At 62.8% G+C, this 16,660-nt stretch carries 17 protein-coding genes and 1 other RNA gene; 8 read left to right on the forward strand and 10 right to left on the reverse strand.

Going from position 1 to position 16,660, the window contains the following annotated elements; all coding sequences use genetic code 11:
* Positions 1–10: 10 nt before the first annotated feature.
* The 8 genes from gcvT to PSH94_RS24725 all read right to left on the reverse strand — a co-directional run bounded on the left by gcvT (position 11) and on the right by PSH94_RS24725 (position 8,918).
* Complete coding sequence (gene gcvT, locus PSH94_RS24690) at positions 11–1,093, reverse strand: glycine cleavage system aminomethyltransferase GcvT (protein ID WP_305435962.1); 1,083 nt, start codon at positions 1,091–1,093, stop codon at positions 11–13.
* A gap of 156 nt (positions 1,094–1,249) precedes the next feature.
* Complete coding sequence (locus tag PSH94_RS24695) at positions 1,250–2,866, reverse strand: iron ABC transporter permease (protein WP_253509746.1); 1,617 nt, start codon at positions 2,864–2,866, stop codon at positions 1,250–1,252.
* A 164-nt stretch (positions 2,867–3,030) separates the two neighbouring features.
* Positions 3,031–4,035: an extracellular solute-binding protein gene (locus PSH94_RS24700; protein ID WP_305435963.1), complete on the reverse strand. Its 1,005-nt coding sequence runs from the start codon at positions 4,033–4,035 to the stop codon at positions 3,031–3,033.
* A 93-nt stretch (positions 4,036–4,128) separates the two neighbouring features.
* Complete coding sequence (locus PSH94_RS24705; protein WP_305437753.1) at positions 4,129–5,346, reverse strand: 2-octaprenyl-3-methyl-6-methoxy-1,4-benzoquinol hydroxylase; 1,218 nt, start codon at positions 5,344–5,346, stop codon at positions 4,129–4,131.
* Between the two features lie 9 nt (positions 5,347–5,355).
* Positions 5,356–5,841 (reverse strand): DUF4442 domain-containing protein, encoded by a 486-nt coding sequence (locus tag PSH94_RS24710; RefSeq protein ID WP_181076403.1) that lies wholly within the window; start codon positions 5,839–5,841, stop codon positions 5,356–5,358.
* Complete coding sequence (gene ubiH, locus PSH94_RS24715) at positions 5,834–7,021, reverse strand: 2-octaprenyl-6-methoxyphenyl hydroxylase (RefSeq protein WP_181076402.1); 1,188 nt, start codon at positions 7,019–7,021, stop codon at positions 5,834–5,836. Before ubiH ends, PSH94_RS24710 begins: the two co-directional genes overlap by 8 nt.
* On the reverse strand, positions 7,018–8,340 hold the full coding sequence (pepP, locus tag PSH94_RS24720) for a Xaa-Pro aminopeptidase (RefSeq protein WP_305435964.1): 1,323 nt from the start codon (positions 8,338–8,340) through the stop codon (positions 7,018–7,020). Before pepP ends, ubiH begins: the two co-directional genes overlap by 4 nt.
* A 20-nt stretch (positions 8,341–8,360) precedes the next feature.
* On the reverse strand, positions 8,361–8,918 hold the full coding sequence (locus tag PSH94_RS24725; RefSeq protein WP_253509750.1) for a YecA family protein: 558 nt from the start codon (positions 8,916–8,918) through the stop codon (positions 8,361–8,363).
* A gap of 137 nt (positions 8,919–9,055) precedes the next feature.
* Between PSH94_RS24725 and PSH94_RS24730 the strand changes: the two genes are divergently transcribed.
* The 4 genes from PSH94_RS24730 (at position 9,056) to PSH94_RS24745 (ending at position 10,476) form a co-directional block, all read left to right on the forward strand.
* Entirely contained in the window at positions 9,056–9,265 is a 210-nt protein-coding gene (locus tag PSH94_RS24730) for a TIGR02449 family protein (RefSeq protein ID WP_007982902.1), read from the forward strand.
* On the forward strand, positions 9,262–9,579 hold the full coding sequence (locus tag PSH94_RS24735; RefSeq protein WP_181076399.1) for a cell division protein ZapA: 318 nt from the start codon (positions 9,262–9,264) through the stop codon (positions 9,577–9,579). The genes PSH94_RS24730 and PSH94_RS24735 overlap by 4 nt, the downstream gene beginning before the upstream one ends.
* Before the next feature lie 30 nt (positions 9,580–9,609).
* Positions 9,610–9,788, forward strand: a non-coding RNA gene (ssrS, locus tag PSH94_RS24740) — 6S RNA.
* Between the two features lie 58 nt (positions 9,789–9,846).
* Positions 9,847–10,476: a 5-formyltetrahydrofolate cyclo-ligase gene (locus tag PSH94_RS24745; RefSeq protein ID WP_285428542.1), complete on the forward strand. Its 630-nt coding sequence runs from the start codon at positions 9,847–9,849 to the stop codon at positions 10,474–10,476.
* A 7-nt stretch (positions 10,477–10,483) separates the two neighbouring features.
* On the opposite strand, the gene PSH94_RS24750 is transcribed toward PSH94_RS24745, so the two are convergent.
* Entirely contained in the window at positions 10,484–10,630 is a 147-nt protein-coding gene (locus PSH94_RS24750; protein ID WP_181076398.1) for a hypothetical protein, read from the reverse strand.
* A 195-nt stretch (positions 10,631–10,825) separates the two neighbouring features.
* On the opposite strand from PSH94_RS24750, the gene PSH94_RS24755 reads away from it, so the two are divergent.
* From PSH94_RS24755 to PSH94_RS24770, 4 genes are all read left to right on the forward strand, one after another.
* Complete coding sequence (locus tag PSH94_RS24755; RefSeq protein WP_266247402.1) at positions 10,826–11,275, forward strand: EVE domain-containing protein; 450 nt, start codon at positions 10,826–10,828, stop codon at positions 11,273–11,275.
* A gap of 138 nt (positions 11,276–11,413) precedes the next feature.
* Positions 11,414–12,379 (forward strand): HlyD family secretion protein, encoded by a 966-nt coding sequence (locus PSH94_RS24760; RefSeq protein ID WP_305435965.1) that lies wholly within the window; start codon positions 11,414–11,416, stop codon positions 12,377–12,379.
* Positions 12,376–15,093, forward strand: coding sequence for a ribosome-associated ATPase/putative transporter RbbA (gene rbbA / locus PSH94_RS24765; RefSeq protein WP_305435966.1), 2,718 nt, complete (start codon positions 12,376–12,378; stop codon positions 15,091–15,093). The genes PSH94_RS24760 and rbbA overlap by 4 nt, the downstream gene beginning before the upstream one ends.
* Positions 15,093–16,211 (forward strand): ABC transporter permease, encoded by a 1,119-nt coding sequence (locus tag PSH94_RS24770; protein ID WP_181076392.1) that lies wholly within the window; start codon positions 15,093–15,095, stop codon positions 16,209–16,211. Before rbbA ends, PSH94_RS24770 begins: the two co-directional genes overlap by 1 nt.
* 19 nt (positions 16,212–16,230) lie before the next feature.
* Here PSH94_RS24770 and PSH94_RS24775 read toward each other — a convergent pair whose 3' ends face one another.
* On the reverse strand, positions 16,231–16,647 hold the full coding sequence (locus PSH94_RS24775; RefSeq protein ID WP_034101391.1) for a flagellar basal body-associated FliL family protein: 417 nt from the start codon (positions 16,645–16,647) through the stop codon (positions 16,231–16,233).
* Positions 16,648–16,660 lie beyond the last annotated feature (13 nt).

Below are 16,660 nucleotides of genomic sequence, written 5' to 3' on the forward strand. Positions count from 1 at the left end.
GCCGGAATAGTTAGATCAAGGTTTTGCCATGACGCACGAAGGTCGGTTTGACCACTCGAACCGGGTACCACTTGCCGCGGATTTCCACTTCGGCCCGATCGGCAGTCGCCGCCGGTACACGCGCCAGGGCAATGGATTTGCTCAGCGTAGGAGAGAAACTACCACTGGTGATCTCCCCTTCGCCAACATTGGCGATACGAACCACCTGATGAGCGCGTAAAACCCCACGTTCCTCCAGCACCAGCCCCACCAGTTTGGACTGCACACCCGCCGCCAGCTCTGCTTGCAGCGCAGTACGGCCGATGAAATCGCGCTCGGCAGGCTCCCAGGCGATGCTCCAGGCCATGTTGGCCGCCAGGGGCGAAACATTTTGGTGGATATCCTGGCCGTACAGGTTCATGCCAGCCTCCAGACGCAGGGTGTCCCGAGCACCCAGACCGATAGGTGAAATACCGGCGCCCACCAGGTCGTTGAAAAAACCCGGCGCCTGATCGGCAGGCAGGACAATTTCCAGGCCGTCTTCGCCGGTATACCCCGTGCGAGCGATAAACCAATCGCCGTCGGCCTGGCCTTCAAAAGGCTTGAGTTGATGGATCAGGGTGCCGCGCGACTGGGTTACCAACTCTGCAATCTTGTGGCGCGCATTGGGGCCCTGGATGGCCAACATCGCCAGTTCCGGGCGCTCATTGAGGTGCGCCTGATAGTTACCCAGTTGTGCCTGCATCCAGGCCATGTCCTGGTCGCGGGTGGCGGCGTTGACCACCAGCCGGTAACCGGCCTGGGTGCGGTAGACGATCATGTCGTCCACCACCCCGCCCTGCTCATTGAGCATGGCGCTGTACAACGCACGGCCGCAGCCATGCAAACGATCGACGTCATTGGCCAGCAGATGCTGGAGCCATTCCTTGGCCTGGGGGCCTGTGACATCGATCACGGTCATATGAGATACATCGAACACCCCGCAGTCGCGTCGCACCTGATGGTGTTCTTCAACTTGCGAGCCGTAATGCAAAGGCATATCCCAACCGCCAAAATCGACCATTTTCGCGCCGAGGGCGAGATGCAGGTCATACAGAGGCGTACGCTGTCCCATGGGTTTCTCCTTCCGGGCTTGGCGAAGGTGCGCAGCGTTGCCAAACGCGCTGGAAGCCTTGAATAACAAGGACTGCAGTCACGCTAAGCGCGCCGATCCGAAGGATGGACCGCACCGAATGCCGCGCATTGTAGCCGCAAGCCGTAGGACTGGCACCTAACCGATTTGTCGCGCCGAGCGTCGGATCAGCCCGATGACCGGCAGCAACCCCACCAGTACCAGCGTCAATGCGGGCAGGGAGGCGCGCGCCCACTCCCCTTCGCTGGTCATTTCAAAGATCCGCACCGCCAACGTATCCCAGCCGAACGGGCGCATCAGCAGGGTGGCGGGCATTTCCTTGAGCACATCGACAAACACCAGCAGCGCCGCGCTCAAGGCGCCGGGAAGCAACAGAGGCAGATACACTTTGCAAAACAGTCGCGGACCGCTCACGCCCAGACTGCGGGCGGCCTCCGGCAAAGATGGGCGGATTCGCCCTAGACTGTTTTCCAGCGGCCCATACGCGACCGCCAGGAATCGCACCAGATACGCCAACACCAACGCCAGCAGGCTGCCCAGCAGCAGCGGCTTGCCCGCGCCGCCCAGCCAGCCCGACAGCGGCACCACCAGTTCGCGGTCCAGGTAGCTGAACGCCAACATGATCGACACTGCCAGCACCGATCCCGGCAAGGCATAGCCAACATTGGCCAGGCCGATCCCGGAGCGAATCGCTCGGGTCGGCGACAGGCGGTTGGCGAAAGCGAGCACTAATGCCACGGCTACGGTGATCAACGCCGCGATACCGCCGAGATACAGAGTGTGAACGATCAAGCCGGCGTAGCGCTCATCGAGGTCGAAGCGGCCGCGCTGCCAGAACCAGGCCACCAGTTGCAGTACCGGAATCACAAAGGCGCAGGCGAACACCAGGCCGCACCACGCGCTCGCGGCCGCCGCCTTGAACCCACGCAGGTGATACAACGCCTTACCTCGCGGTCGCTCGTTGCCGGGGCGGCTCGCGCCTCGCGCACGGCGCTCGCCGTAAAGCACCAGCATCACCACCAGCAGCAACAGGCTCGCCAACTGGGCTGCGCTGGACAGGCTGAAAAAGCCGTACCAGGTCTTGTAGATGGCCGTGGTGAAAGTATCGAAGTTGAACACCGAGACAGCACCGAAATCCGCCAGGGTCTCCATCAATGCCAAGGCCACACCTGCACCGATCGCCGGGCGCGCCATGGGAAGGGCTACGCGCCAGAACGCTTGCCAGGGCGACTGGCCCAGCACCCGTGCGGCTTCCATCAAGCCCTTGCCCTGGGACAGGAACGCCGTACGTGCCAGCAGGTAGACGTAGGGATAGAACACCAGCACCAACACGACAATCACGCCACCGGTCGAACGCACCCGTGGCAGGCGCAACCCCATACCGAACCACTCGCGCAGCAGCGTCTGCACGGGGCCGGAAAAGTCCAGAAGGCCGACGAACACGAAGGCCAGCACGTACGCCGGGATGGCGAAGGGCAGCATCAACGCCCAGTCGAGCCAGCGCCGGCCGGGGAACTCACAGAGGCTGGTCAGCCAGGCCAGGCTGACGCCCAGCAGCGTTACGCCCACGCCGACACCCAGCACCAACGTCAGGGTATTGCCCAGCAGACGGGGCATCTGGGTGTCCCAGAGATGGGACCAGATTTGCGCGTCGATACTTTGCCAGGACAACACCAGCACGCTCAGCGGCAGCAGCACCAGGGCGGCAACGGTGAAGACCGGCAGGTACCAGCGACGTTGGGCAGGGTGGGCCAAAGGTGGGTTCTCGGTAATGAATATCTTGAAATCACCGCAACCCAATGTGGGAGGGGGCTTGCCCCCGATGGCAGCGGATCAGTCACTGATCAGTAGACTGACACTCTGACATCGGGGGCAAGCCCCCTCCCACAGTTAGATCTGCGGCGTCCTACAAATTGTACTTAGTTCCAGCCGGCGCGATCCATCAACCGAATGGCCTCTGCCTGACGCTTGCCCGCGACCTCCACCGGCAGGGTATCCGCGACGAACTTGCCCCAGGTCGCCACTTCGTCCGACGGCGGCACTGCCGGGTTGGCGGGGAACTCCTGGTTCACATCAGCGAAGATCTTCTGCGCTTCAGGGGTGGTCATCCACTCCACCAGGGCCTTGGCGGCTTCCGGGTGTGGCGCGTATTTGGTCAGGCCGATGCCCGACAGGTTCACGTGAACACCACGGTCGCCCTGGTTGGGCCAGAACAGTTTTACCGGCAGGTCCGGCTTCTGCTTGTGCAGCCGGCCGTAGTAGTAGGTGTTGACGATGCCCACATCGCACTGGCCGGCGTTGATAGCTTCCAGTACCGCAATGTCATCGGAGAACACGTCGGTGGAAAGGTTATTGACCCAGCCCTTGATGATTTCTTCGGTCCTGGCCGCGCCGTGGGTTTCGATCAGGGTAGCGGTCAGCGATTGGTTGTAGACCTTTTTCGCCGTGCGCAGGCACAGGCGGCCTTCCCACTGCTTGTCGGCCAGGGCTTCATAGGTGGTCAGGTCGGAGGGTTTGACCCGGTCGGTGGAGTAGGCGATGGTCCGCGCGCGCAGGCTCAAGCCGGTCCAGGCATGGGCCGATGAGCGGTATTGAAGGGGGATGTTCTTGTCGATCACCGCAGAGGTGAACGGTTGCAGGATGCCCATTTGCTCGGCTTGCCAGAGGTTACCGGCGTCGACGGTGAGCAGCAGGTCGGCGGTGGCGTTGTCGCCCTCGGCCTTGATGCGCTGCATCAGCGGGGCTTCCTTGTCGGTGATGAACTTGACCTTCACGCCGGTCTTCTGGGTGTAGGCATCGAACACTGGCTTGATCAGTTCGTCGATGCGCGAGGAGTAGACCACCACTTCGTCGGCAGCCTGCACGGCGCAGCTGCCGAACAGGGTGAGTGCCAGGGCAGTCAGAAGGCGCTTGGATGCCAACATAGGTGCGGTCTCTCATGAACGAAGGATCGCAAATGATAAGGACTCACATTTGCCGGCGCTCGGTAGAGGCGTTACCAGATGTTGCACGCCCCGTCAGGGCCTGGCCAACTCCGGCAAATCCCCGCTCAAGCCGAGGGCCTGGCGCACGAATAACGCCTTGGCTTGCGGCAGCCGGTCGACCATTTTCAGGCCCGCATTGCGCAACCAGCGCAGCGGCAATGGGTCGGCCTGGAACAGCCGCTCGAAGCCCTCCATCGACGCCATCAACGCCAGGTTATGCGGCATGCGGCGCCGCTCGTAGCGGCTCAGTACTTTCTGGTCCGCCAGGCGCTCACCGCGCTCGGTGGCCGCCAGCAGCACCTCGGCCAGTACCGCCGCATCGAGAAAGCCCAGGTTCACGCCCTGCCCGGCCAGCGGGTGGATGACGTGGGCGGCGTCGCCTATCAGCGCCAGGCCTTCGGCCACGTAACGTTTGGCATGCCGCTGACGCAATGGCACGCAGACGCGCGGGTCAGCGCTCACCACGGTGCCCAGGCGCCCCTCGAATGCTCGCTCCAGTTCGCGGCAGAAGCTGTCTTCATCCAACGCCATCAAGCGTTCGGCTTCAGTCGGAGTGGTCGACCAGACAATCGAACACCAATCCTGCTGGCCGTCGCGCTCCAGCGGCAAGAATGCCAAGGGCCCGGTATCGGTGAAGCGCTGCCAGGCCGTACGCTGGTGCGGCTGGGTGCTGCGCACACTGGTGACGATAGCGTGGTGCAGGTAATCCCACTCACGAGTGGCGGTACCGGTGAGGCGGCGCACGGCGGAGTTGGCGCCGTCGGCCGCCACCACCAGCGGTGCACGCAGCTTGCGGCCGTCGGCCAGGGTCAGCAGCCACTCATCGCCGGAGCGACGCATCTGTTCGAGCCGCGCATTGGCCAACAGGCCCAGGTCGCAGTCATGCAGGCGGTCGAGCAAGGCGTCCTGAACCACGCGGTTCTCGACGATATGCCCGAGCGCCTCGGCATGCACACTGGCCGCCGAGAAGCGGATCTGCCCGGTGCCGCTGCCGTCCCACACCTGCATCTGGCCATAGGGGCTGGCGCGACGTGAGACGATGCCGTCCCACACGCCCAGTCGTTCGAGGATGCGCTGGCTGGCGGCGGACAACGCGCTTACACGAGGTTCGAAGGCCGCGTCACGGTCGAACGGCTTGACACTCAACGGGCTGCCATCGAGCAACAGCACCTGCAGGCCGCTGCCCTGCAACGCCAGCGCCAGGGCGCTTCCGACCATTCCGGCCCCGACAATCAGCACATCTGCGCGCATGTCCATGCTTTAAGCCTGTCTCACTGGCGGCTTGCGCCGCACATAAAGGGTTTTGTCGACCCGCGCCACCAGGGTGCCGGAGCCGTCATGAATCTGGACCTTAAGATGAGGCAGATATTTCTCGCCCCCTTCGGTCTGACGGCGCACCTCATCGAGCAGGGTGTCGTCGATAAAAAATTCGGCATACACCGGGCCTTTGCCCGGCGAGATGAAGTCGATGCTGGCGGCCTTGTCCCAGACAATGTAATCGCGCCCCAGGTTCTCCATGAGCATCAGCATGTAGAACGGATCGACCATCGAATACAGGCTGCCGCCGAACTGCGTCCCTACGTAGTTGCGGTTGTACCAGCCCAGGCCCATGCGCACTTTGACGTGCCGAAAGTCGGCGCTCATGTGCTGCACGCTGATACCCGCGCCCAGGTACGGCGGGTACACCGTCATGATCCAGCGCAACAGGCGCGCCTTGCCCAGGCGCTCTATCAGCCACTTACGCATCGGGGCGCGTGCCCAGGCCCATGGCCTGCCGGGCGAACCAGCGCTTGGCCGGTGGCAACAGATCCAGGCCCAACAGCCCCATGTTGCGACCCATCGCCACTAACGGTTGTGCACTGCCAAACAGCCGCGTGACCTGGTCGGAAAAGCCCACGGTGAGCGTCTGATCCATGCGCTGGCGGTCACGGTAGGCTTGCAACGTTGCCAGATCTCCCGGCACCGCCGGCCCGGCCAGCAAGGCTTCGGCCAAGGCGTGCGCGTCACGCAGGGACAGGTTGAAACCCTGCCCGGCAATCGGGTGCAGGCTGTGGGCGGCATTGCCGATGATGGCCAGGTGAGAGCGCACTTGCTCTTCGGCTTCCACCAATGTCAGCGGATACAAATGTCGCGCACCGACTTGCTTGAGGGTGCCCAGGCGATAGCCGAACACGCTCTGCAGTTCGCTGAGGAAACTGCGTTCGTCGAGATCGGCCAGGCGCTGGGCGTCCATCCCGACGCGCGTCCACACCAGTGCACAGCGGTTGTCCGGCAGCGGCAGCAAGGCCATCGGGCCATCATCGGTGAAGCGTTCGAAGGCTTCGCCGTTGTGAGCTTCACTCGGGGTGATGTTGGCGATCAGCGCACTCTGGTTATACGGTCGGGTTTTCACGCCGATGCCCAGTTGTTCGCGCAAACCGGAACGGCCGCCATCGGCCAGGATCGCCAGGTCGCACGCCAACTCGGTTTCATCGTCGAGGGTCAGGCGATAGCCGTCGGGCAGTGGCGTCATGCGCGTGACATGCGCCGGGCAACGCCAGCTCACCACGTCGCTGTCCAGCCCTTGCCACAGGCATTGGCCCAGCCAGGCGTTTTCCACCACATAGCCAAGGGCCGGCACACCTTCTTCCATGGCGGACAAGCGCGCGGTGGAAAAACGCCCGCGGTCGGAGACGTGAATCTGCTTGATCGGCTCGGCGCGACGAGCGATGGCCTGCCACAGGCCCAGCCGCTGGTAGATCTGCCGGGCGCCAAACGACAGCGCCGAGGAGCGCGCGTCGTAGCTGGGCTGGTAGCTGTCGCCGGGAGCGAACGGTTCGATCAGCACGATCTTCCAACCGCGCGCCTTGGCCCCGGCCTGCAACGCCAGCGCCAGGCTGGCGCCCACCAGGCCGCCGCCGATAATCGCCAGGCTGACCCGGCTCATCGGGCAGCCGCCATCAACGCTTCGATGTCGGCGACAGTCTTGGGCACGCCGCCGGTCAGGATTTCACAGCCTTGCTTGGTCACTACCACGTCGTCCTCGATGCGCACGCCAATGCCACGCCATTTCTTTGCCACGTTCTGGTTGTCCGGCGAAATATAAATCCCCGGTTCCACGGTCAGCGCCATGCCGACTTCCAGCACGCGCCACTCACCGCCTACTTTGTACTCGCCTACATCGTGCACATCCATGCCCAGCCAGTGCCCGGCGCGGTGCATGTAAAACGCTTTATAAGCTTCGCTGGCGATCAACTCGTCGACTTCGCCCTGCAACAGCCCCAGCTTTACCAGCCCGGCGGTGATGACCTGCACGGTGGCCTCATGGGCCTGGTTCCAGTGCTTGTTGGGGGCGATCTGCGCAAACGCCGCCTCCTGGGAAGCCAGCACGATTTCGTAGATTGCCTTCTGCTCCGGCGAAAACCGACCATTGACCGGCCAGGTGCGCGTGATGTCGCTGGCGTAGCAGTCGATTTCACAACCGGCGTCGATCAACACCAGATCGCCGTCCTTGAGCGGTGCGTCATTCTGCTGGTAGTGCAGGATGCAGCCGTTGCGCCCGGCGGCGACGATGGACCCGTAGGCCGGCATTTTCGCGCCCCCCCTGCGGAATTCGTAGTCCAGCTCGGCCTCCAGGCTGAATTCGTACAGGCCGGCGCGGCTGGCCTGCATCGCCCGCACATGGGCGGCGCAGGAAATCCGCGCGGCTTCGCGCATCACCTTCAGTTCCGCCGCCGATTTATACAGACGCATGTCGTGGAGCAAATGATCCAGGGCAACGAATTCGTTCGGAGGCTGCGCGCCCAGGTGGGCCTTGGAGCGGATCACGTTGATCCACTCCATCAAATGCCGGTCGAATTCGGCATTGCTGCCCATGGCCGAGTACACGCGGTCGCGACCTTCAATGAGGCCGGGCAGGATGTCGTCGATGTCGGTAATGGGGAAGGCATCGTCGGCACCGAACTCACGGATTGCGCCTTCGGTGCCGGCGCGCAGGCCATCCCACAGCTCACGTTCGGCATTGCGTTCGCGGCAGAACAGCACGTACTCGCCATGCTGGCGACCGGGCATCAGCACGATCACCGCTTCGGGTTCGGGAAAACCACTCAGGTATTGGAAGTCGCTGTCCTGGCGGTACACATGCTCCACATCACGGTTGCGGATCGCCACGGCGGCGGCCGGCAGGATCGCGATGCTGTTGGGTTCCATCTGCGCCATGAGCGCCTTGCGGCGTCGGGTGTATTCCGCTTTGGGGATATGGATCATGGGCAGATGGGTGTCCTTTCTCAGTGCAGCGACGGCTTGGGCGCGGCAGGTTCAGCGGATTTTCGGGTCTCGGTGAACAGCAGCAGCGGCGCGACGCGCAGGTATTCCATGACTTCCATGTAATCGCCTTCGCCGTCTTCGGACTCTTCCAGCGCGTCTTGCACTTGGGAGATGGCGGCCAGGTCCTGCAGCACTTCCTTGGCGTCGGTGCTCAGCTCCAGGCCGCCGGCGTTCACGCCGAAACCATGGAGGAAGCCCTGGCACCATTGGCCCAGCGCGGCGGCGCGCTCGGTGAGCGGCGCGTCGTCGGTCGGCAGCAGCAGAACCACGGTGATTTCATCACCGGTCAGCTCGCCCTTGACCATTTCCTGCAGGCCGATCAGCGCATTGCGCACGTTGTCTTCGGGCTCTTTTTCCAGCAGCTCGGCCACATCGGCGAGCCAGTTGTCGGCGTCGAAACCAACACCGGTGCAGCTGCGACCCAGCAGTACGCCGTGGAGCTCGGCGGGGGAGCAAGGGTGACCGCTGGCGTTCAGCAGAGTGGAAAAAGCGTCGTACGGGGAGTTCTTAGTGGGCATGATGAGCTAGGCGCCAGGCGGCGCGATGTCTAGAATGAAGCGCTGTATCCTAGCACCGGCAGACGCACCCGACTATCAAGGGCGTCAGATCGTTTATCCTGCAGTCGCCATTCATCAGACAAATCCAGTGGAACCCAATGGAAGACACCGACCTGCAAGCGCTGATGGCCAGACTTGAGCTGCTAATTACTCGGGTCGAGCAACTTAAGAGTCAAAACGGACTCCTATTAGCTCAGGAAAAGACCTGGCGCGAGGAACGCGCTCACCTCATTGAAAAAAACGAAATCGCCCGGCGTAAGGTCGAATCGATGATTTCGCGCCTGAAGGCCCTGGAGCAAGACTCATGAGTTCAAGCAATAGCGTCACCGTGCAGATCCTCGACAAAGAATATTCGATCATCTGCCCCCAGGAAGAGCGCAACAACCTGGTGAGCGCCGCCCGCTACCTGGATGGCAAGATGCGTGAAATCCGCAGCAGCGGCAAAGTCATCGGCGCCGACCGCATCGCCGTAATGGCCGCGCTGAACATCACCCATGACCTGCTGCATAAGCAGGAACGCCCGGATGTACAGGCCAGCGGCTCGACACGCGAGCAGGTGCGCGACCTGCTCGAACGCGTGGACCTGGCGCTCTCCAGCGACTCGGATGCACCCAAGGGCTGATTGCCGCGTCTGTTTAAGGTATACTCGCCCCACTCCCTGGCGTGTTTGCCAGTCGGCGATGTCCCTGAGCCGATTCGCACTACCCTGGAAGTTGCACGTTGGGCTGGTGTGCATGTCCGCTAGACGGAAAGCCTTAAAGCCTACTGCTTCTTCCACCTTGAACTTTCGGGTTCAAGGGCTAAGTCGACAGCGGCTCTGTCGGGGAGCCTGAATTCCCAAACTCAATGCCAGTCCCAGGACTGGCATTGTTTTATGAGCCAAACAGCCATGACCGAACCTGCGCCGCTTTCCCGCCCGCAACTTCGACGCCTGTTGCGCAAAGCCCGCCGCGCCCTGACGCCGAGCAAGCAACGCGAGGCCGCACAGGGCCTGTATCGGCAACTGGCACAGCATCCGCTGTTTCGCCGGTCCAGACATATTTCCTTGTATCTACCGACGGACGGTGAAATCGATCCGCGCCTGCTGCTGCGCGCCGCCCAGCGCCGGGGCAAAGCCACTTACCTGCCGGTGCTCAGTGCGTGGCCGCGTACGAAGATGGTGTTCCAGCGCGTGCGGCCTGGAGAAAAGCTGCTGCCTAATCGCTTTCGCATCCTGGAACCACGGGGCAATATCCGCCAGCAACGCAAGCTGTGGGCGCTGGACCTGGTACTGATGCCGCTGGTGGGGTTTGATGATGAAGGTGGCCGCCTGGGCATGGGGGGAGGCTTCTATGACCGCAGCCTCGCTTATCTTGCCCGACGCCAGCATTGGCGCAAGCCGACCTTGCTGGGTCTGGCCCATGAATGTCAGAAGGTTGATCGCTTGGCGCAGGCAAGTTGGGATGTGCCGATGGCTGGCACGGTGACGGATAAGCAGTGGTATATCGCAGAAGCGTCGCTGGAATCAGCGACGCCTTGAAGCCAGATTAACGCTTGTACTGTTGTTGCACAGGTGACAATTCAACCGGCGCATCGGTCTTGGTCGACCACAAGCTCTGCGCATACCCGGTGGTCACGACGCCCAGACCAAACAAAATAACCAATATCCATAGTAAATCCGGTTTACGTTGCATCGATTGCCCCCCTTCAGGCACCTCGTACACGATGACAACAACGTTCCAAAGTAGTCCGTTGCAGCGGCGTCAAGCTTAAAATCCCGGCATTTTGCGTTAACGTGAACCAACACGCAAACCTTGACGCCAACCGACTGTCGGTTTGTCCGGTAATTGCCCGACAACTTGCCCAATGCCTGTTTGAGGAGCCCAAGAATGGCCTACTGGCTGATGAAATCCGAGCCCGATGAACTCTCCATCAAAGGCCTGGAAAAGCTCGGCGAAGCTCGCTGGGACGGCGTGCGCAACTACCAGGCGCGCAATTTCCTGCGCGCTATGGCGGTGGGCGATGAGTTCTTCTTTTACCACTCCAGTTGCCCCGAACCGGGCATTGCCGGCATCGGTAAAATCATCGAGGCCGCCTACCCGGACCCGACCGCACTGGAACCCGACAGCCATTACTTCGACGCCAAAGCCAGCCCGGAAAAAAATCCGTGGAGCGCGATCACCGTCGCCCATGTCCAGACCTTCCCCAAAGTACTGGGCCTGGGTTACCTGAAACAGCAGACAGCGCTCGCCGAACTGCCTCTGGTGCAAAAAGGCAGCCGGCTCTCGGTAATGCCGGTCACCGCCGAGCAATGGGCCGCCGTACTGGCGCTGCGCTAGGCACAGAACCCTACGGTCACGCTCACGCCGCAAGCATCTTCGCCGCAACCACGTTAGGCTTGCCCTTCATTTGACCGGTATCAACGCCCGCAGCGGCGATACCGTCAAACTAGGACGCTAACGCAGCAGGATGCTTCCATGTCGACCAACCCTCGCACTTCTCAGCTGTTTGCCACCCTTCTGATCGCATTGCTGGTCGCCGCCGGCGGGTTCGGTTATTGGAAATCCACCCAGGACCGGTTGCCCGACGGGCTGAGCATGGGCAACGGTCGTCTGGAATCCACCGAAGTGCAGATCGCCGCGAAAATCCCTGGGCGCCTGGCCGATGTGCGGGTGGACGAAGGCGACAAGGTGCTCAAGGGTCAATTGCTGGCGCGCATGGACACCCGCACCCTGGAGGCCCAGCGGGCCCAGGCCGAAGCCGAAGTGGTGCGCGCCAGGGAAAACCTCGCCGCCGCTGAAGCCAACGTGCAACTGCGCCAGAGCGAACAACTGCTGGCCAACCAGGAACTCAAGCGCACCCAGGAGCTGTACAAGCGCGGTTTCGCCAGCAGCCAACTGATCGATCAGCAGCAGGCGCGGCGCAACACCGGCAATGCAGCGGTGGTCGCCGCGCTGGCGCAGGTCAATTCGGCCAAGGCCGCCATCGGCGCTGCCCAGGCGCAAGTGGCTCAGCTCACCAGCGAAATCGATGACAGCAGCCTGCGCGCGCCTATCGACGGCATCATCCAACTGCGCCTGGCCGAGCCCGGCGAAGTGCTCGGTGCCGGCGGTCGCGTGTTGCTGCTGATCGATCCCGAGGATCAATACATGAACCTGTACTTGCCCGCCTCGGTGGCCGGTCGCCTGACAGTGGGCAGTGACGCTCGCATCCTGCTCGATGCCCTGCCCCAGCAGGCGCTGCCGGCGAAAATCACGTTTGTCGCGGCCAAATCGCAATTCACCCCTAAAGAAGTGGAAACCCGCGATGAGCGGCAAAAACTGGTGTTTCGCGTCAAGCTGCGCCTGACCCAACCCAGCGCCGTACCGCAGGCCAAGCCCGGCATGCCGGGCGCCGGTTACGTGCGCACGGCCGACATAGACTGGCCGGCCAACCTGCAATGACCGGCCTGGCGCTGCACGCCACGGGGATCAACCACCGCTACGGCCAGCAACAGGCGCTGGTCGACATTGCGTTCAGCCTGCCCGCCGGCACGCGTTGCGGGCTGATCGGCCCGGACGGTGCGGGCAAATCCAGCCTGCTGGGCCTGATCGCCGGGGTCAAGAAGCTGCAGGCCGGCCAGCTCGAGGTCCTCGGCGGTGCAATCACCGACCGCCGCCATCGCAATAGCCTGTACCCGCGCATCGCCTTCATGCCCCAGGGCCTGGGCGGCAACCTGTACCCCGAGCTGTCGATCCGCGAAAACATACGCTTCTTTGCCACGCTGTTCGGCTTGTCGAAAACCGAGTGTGATCGGCGCATGCACAGCCTGCTGCTGGCCACCGACCTTGAACGCTTCGCCGAGCGCCCCGCCGGCAAGCTGTCCGGGGGGATGAAACAAAAGCTCGGCCTGTGCTGCGCGCTGATCCACGAGCCCGACCTGCTGATCCTCGACGAGCCCACCACGGGTGTCGACCCGCTGTCGCGCCGACGCTTCTGGGAGCTGGTCGAAACGGTGCGCCGCGAACGCTCGCAACTGACCTTGCTGGTCGCCACCGCCTACATGGAAGAAGCCGAGCAATTCGAACACTGCCTGATGCTCGATCGCGGCACGCTGATCGCCAATGGCTTGAGTCGTGACCTCGCCGCCGCCACCCCCAGCGGCAAACTGGATGAGGCGTTCACCCACTTCCAGGGCGACGGCGCTCACGACAAAGCGCCGCTGGTGATCCCTCCGAGGGAAAGCGCCAGCACCGACATCGCCATCGAGGCCCACGACCTGACCCTGCGCTTTGGCGACTTCACCGCGGTGAACAAGGTCAGCTTCGCGATCGGCCGTGGGGAGATCTTCGGCTTCCTGGGCTCCAACGGCTGCGGCAAGACTACCACCATGAAGGTCCTCACCGGGCTGATGCCGGCCACGGAAGGCAGCGCGACGCTGCTGGGCAAGACGGTGGACGCCAAAGACCTGGCCACCCGCAAGCGCGTGGGGTTCATGTCCCAGAGTTTTTCGCTGTATGGCGAACTCAGCGTGCGCCAGAACCTGGCGCTGCATGCGCAATTGTTCGACTTGCCCAAGGCCGACAGCGGCCCGCGCATCGACGAGCTGATCCAGCGCTTTGAGCTGACCCACGTTGCCGAACAGCCGTCGGGCGAGCTGCCGCTGGGCCTGCGCCAGCGCCTGTCCCTGGCGGTCGCGGTGCTGCATCGCCCGGAAGTGTTGATCCTCGATGAGCCGACCTCCGGCGTCGACCCGGCCGCCCGGGACGATTTCTGGCGGTTGCTGATCGAGCTGTCCCGCGAGCAAGGGGTGACGATTTTCCTGTCCACCCACTTCATGAACGAGGCCCAGCGCTGCGACCGCATCTCACTGATGCACGCCGGCAAGGTGCTGGCCTGCGACACGCCGCACGCGCTGCAGCAACAATTCAAAGGAGAGACCCTGGAGGCCGCATTCGTCACGTGCCTGGAGCAGGCCCAAGGTGAAGACGAACCCGCCGCGCCGAGCCAAACCGTCAGCGAAGCCAGCGCACCGCTGCAGGGAAAGCGCGGTTTCAGCCTGGCGCGCCTGTTGGCCGTGGCCAGCCGTGAAGGCAAAGAGCTGTTGCGCGACAAAGTGCGCATGGCCTTCGCGCTGCTCGGGGCGATGTTCATGATGGTGATCTTTGGCTACGGGATTTCGCTGGATGTGGAAAAGCTGGCGTTCGCTGTCTACGACCAGGACCAGACCGCGCAAAGCCGCGCCTATCTGGAAGCGTTTCGCAGCTCGCGCTATTTCGCCGAACGGCCGCCCATTCAGGATGCGGATGAACTGCACCGGCGCCTGCAACGCTCGGAAATCAAACTGGCATTGGAGATCCCGCCGGGCTTTGGCCGCGACCTGTACGCCGGGCGCCAGCCCACAGTGGCCGCCTGGCTCGATGGCGGCATGCCGTTTCGCGCGGAAACCAGCCGTAACTATGTGGAAGCCGTACACCTGGGCAACCTTCAGCAATTGGCCGAATTGAGCAGCCTGCCGCGCAGCCCGCAAGCCGCCGCCAAACTCGAAACCCGTTTCCGCTATAACCAGGACGTGGTCAGCGTAAATGCCATCGGCCCTGGGGTGATGGCGCTGATCCTGGCGTTTATCCCGGCCATGCTCACCGCGCTGGGCATCGTGCGTGAAAAGGAGCTGGGCTCAATCACCAACTTTTACGCCACACCGCTGACCCGCCTGGAATTCCTGCTGGGCAAACAAGCGCCATACCTGCTCGTGAGCCTGGTCAACCTGGCCCTGCTGGTGGCAATGAATCGTTGGCTGTTTGGCGTGCCATTCAAGGGCAGCGGCCTGGCATTGGCATTCGGTGGGCTACTGTATGTGCTGGCCACCACCAGCATGGGCCTGCTGATTTCAGCGTTCACGCGCACCCAGATCGCGGCGATCCTCGGCACGATGATCATCACCAGCCTGCCGACCATCCAGTTCTCCGGGCTGATCGTGCCGCGCTCATCCCTGGAAGGCGCCGCAGCGCTGATGGGCATGCTGTTTCCGGCCGGGCACTTTTTGGATATTGCGGTGGGCACCTTTACCAAGGCTCTGGACCTGCGCCAGCTGTGGCCGCAGTGCCTGGCGCTGTTCGGTTTTTTTGTCGGGTTCACCGGGCTGAGCCTGGTGATGCTCAAGAAGCAGGAGGTCTGATGCATAAGTTTGCGCATATCCTGCGCCTGGGCCTGAAAGAACTCACCAGCCTGCGCCACGACAGCGTACTGCTGCTGTTTCTGTTTTACGCCTTCACCGTGGCCATTTACATGCCCGCCGCCGGTTCGGTGATTGGTGTGCATAACGCTAGCGTGGCGCTGGTGGATGAGGACCACAGCGCCCTGTCCCGGCAACTCGGCGAGGCCCTGCAACCGCCGGAGTTCCAGGCGCCGGCCGCGTTGCCCTACAACCTGCTGGACCAGGCCATGGACAGCGGCGAGTACACCTTCGTGATCAATGTGCCGGCCAATTTCCAGGCCGACCTGCTGGCCGGGCGCCAACCCAGCGTGCAGGTCAACGTGGACGCGACGGCCATGAGCCAGGCGTTCATGGGCGCCGGTTACATTGGCCGGATTTTCCAGCGCGAGTTGCTGAGCTACAGCGGCCAGGCCGATGCCGCCGCACAGACACCGGCGCGGCTGACCACTCGCTCGCTGTTCAACACCAACCTGGAAGGCGGCTGGTTCCTGGCGGTGATCCAGATCGTCAACAACATCACCATCCTCGCCATCGTGCTGACCGGCACCGCGCTGCTGCGCGAGCGCGAGCACGGCACGCTTGACCATTTGCTGGTGCTGCCGCTGACTGCGCTGGAAATCATGCTGGCAAAAATCTGGAGCAACATGCTGGTGGTGGTGTTGTGTACCTGGGTATCACTGGAAGTGGTGGTCAAAGGCTTGCTGGGCGTACCGCTGGCCGGCTCGCTGGGATTATTTCTATTGGTGACGGCGTTGTACCTGTTCGCCAGTACCGCCCTGGGAATTTTCCTCGCCACCCTCGCCCGCTCGACCCCGCAATTCGGGTTGCTGGCGATTCCGGTGATTATCCCCATGCTGTTGCTGTCCGGCGGCAGCACGCCCCTGGACAGCATGCCCGAGTGGCTGCAGTGGGTGATGCAGGGCTCGCCGTCGACGCATTTTGTGAGCCTGAGCGCGGCGATTCTGTTCCGCGACGCGGGTGTGGGCGTGGTGTGGCCGGATTTGCTGGCGTTGACCGCGATCGGCCTGCTGTTTTTCGCCGTGGCGCTGGCGCGGTTCAGGAAGAGCCTGGCGTCCTGAAACCGCGCACCTGGTGTGCTTACTGGATGATCAGGTTGTTGAACAACAGGTCTTCGACCATCGGCTTGCCGGTCTCATCGTTCATCACTTGCTGAGTTTGCTTCAAGGCTTCCTGGCGCAGTTTTTCCTTACCCTCAACGGTGCTCATCGCCTCGTTGGTCTGCTGAGTGAACAGCGCCACCAGTTGGTTGCGGATCAATGCATCGTTGGCTTTAACGGCGGCGGCCGCTTCGGTACCGGTCACGCGCAGGGCGATGTCGGCCTTGAACACTTTGAGTTTTGCCGTGCCATCCAGGCCATAGTTACCCACGAACGGCGGGCTCAGGCTGATATAGCTGACCTTCGGCGCCTCGCCTTCTTTGCCTTCCTTGGCTTCTTCGGCCTGTACCGCCATCGGCAGGATCAAGGCCAGCATCAACAGAATCCGCGCTTTCACAATTCATTCCTCA

The organism is Pseudomonas sp. FP2254 (assembly GCF_030687695.1).
Taxonomy (GTDB): Bacteria; Pseudomonadota; Gammaproteobacteria; order Pseudomonadales; family Pseudomonadaceae; genus Aquipseudomonas; species Aquipseudomonas quebecensis.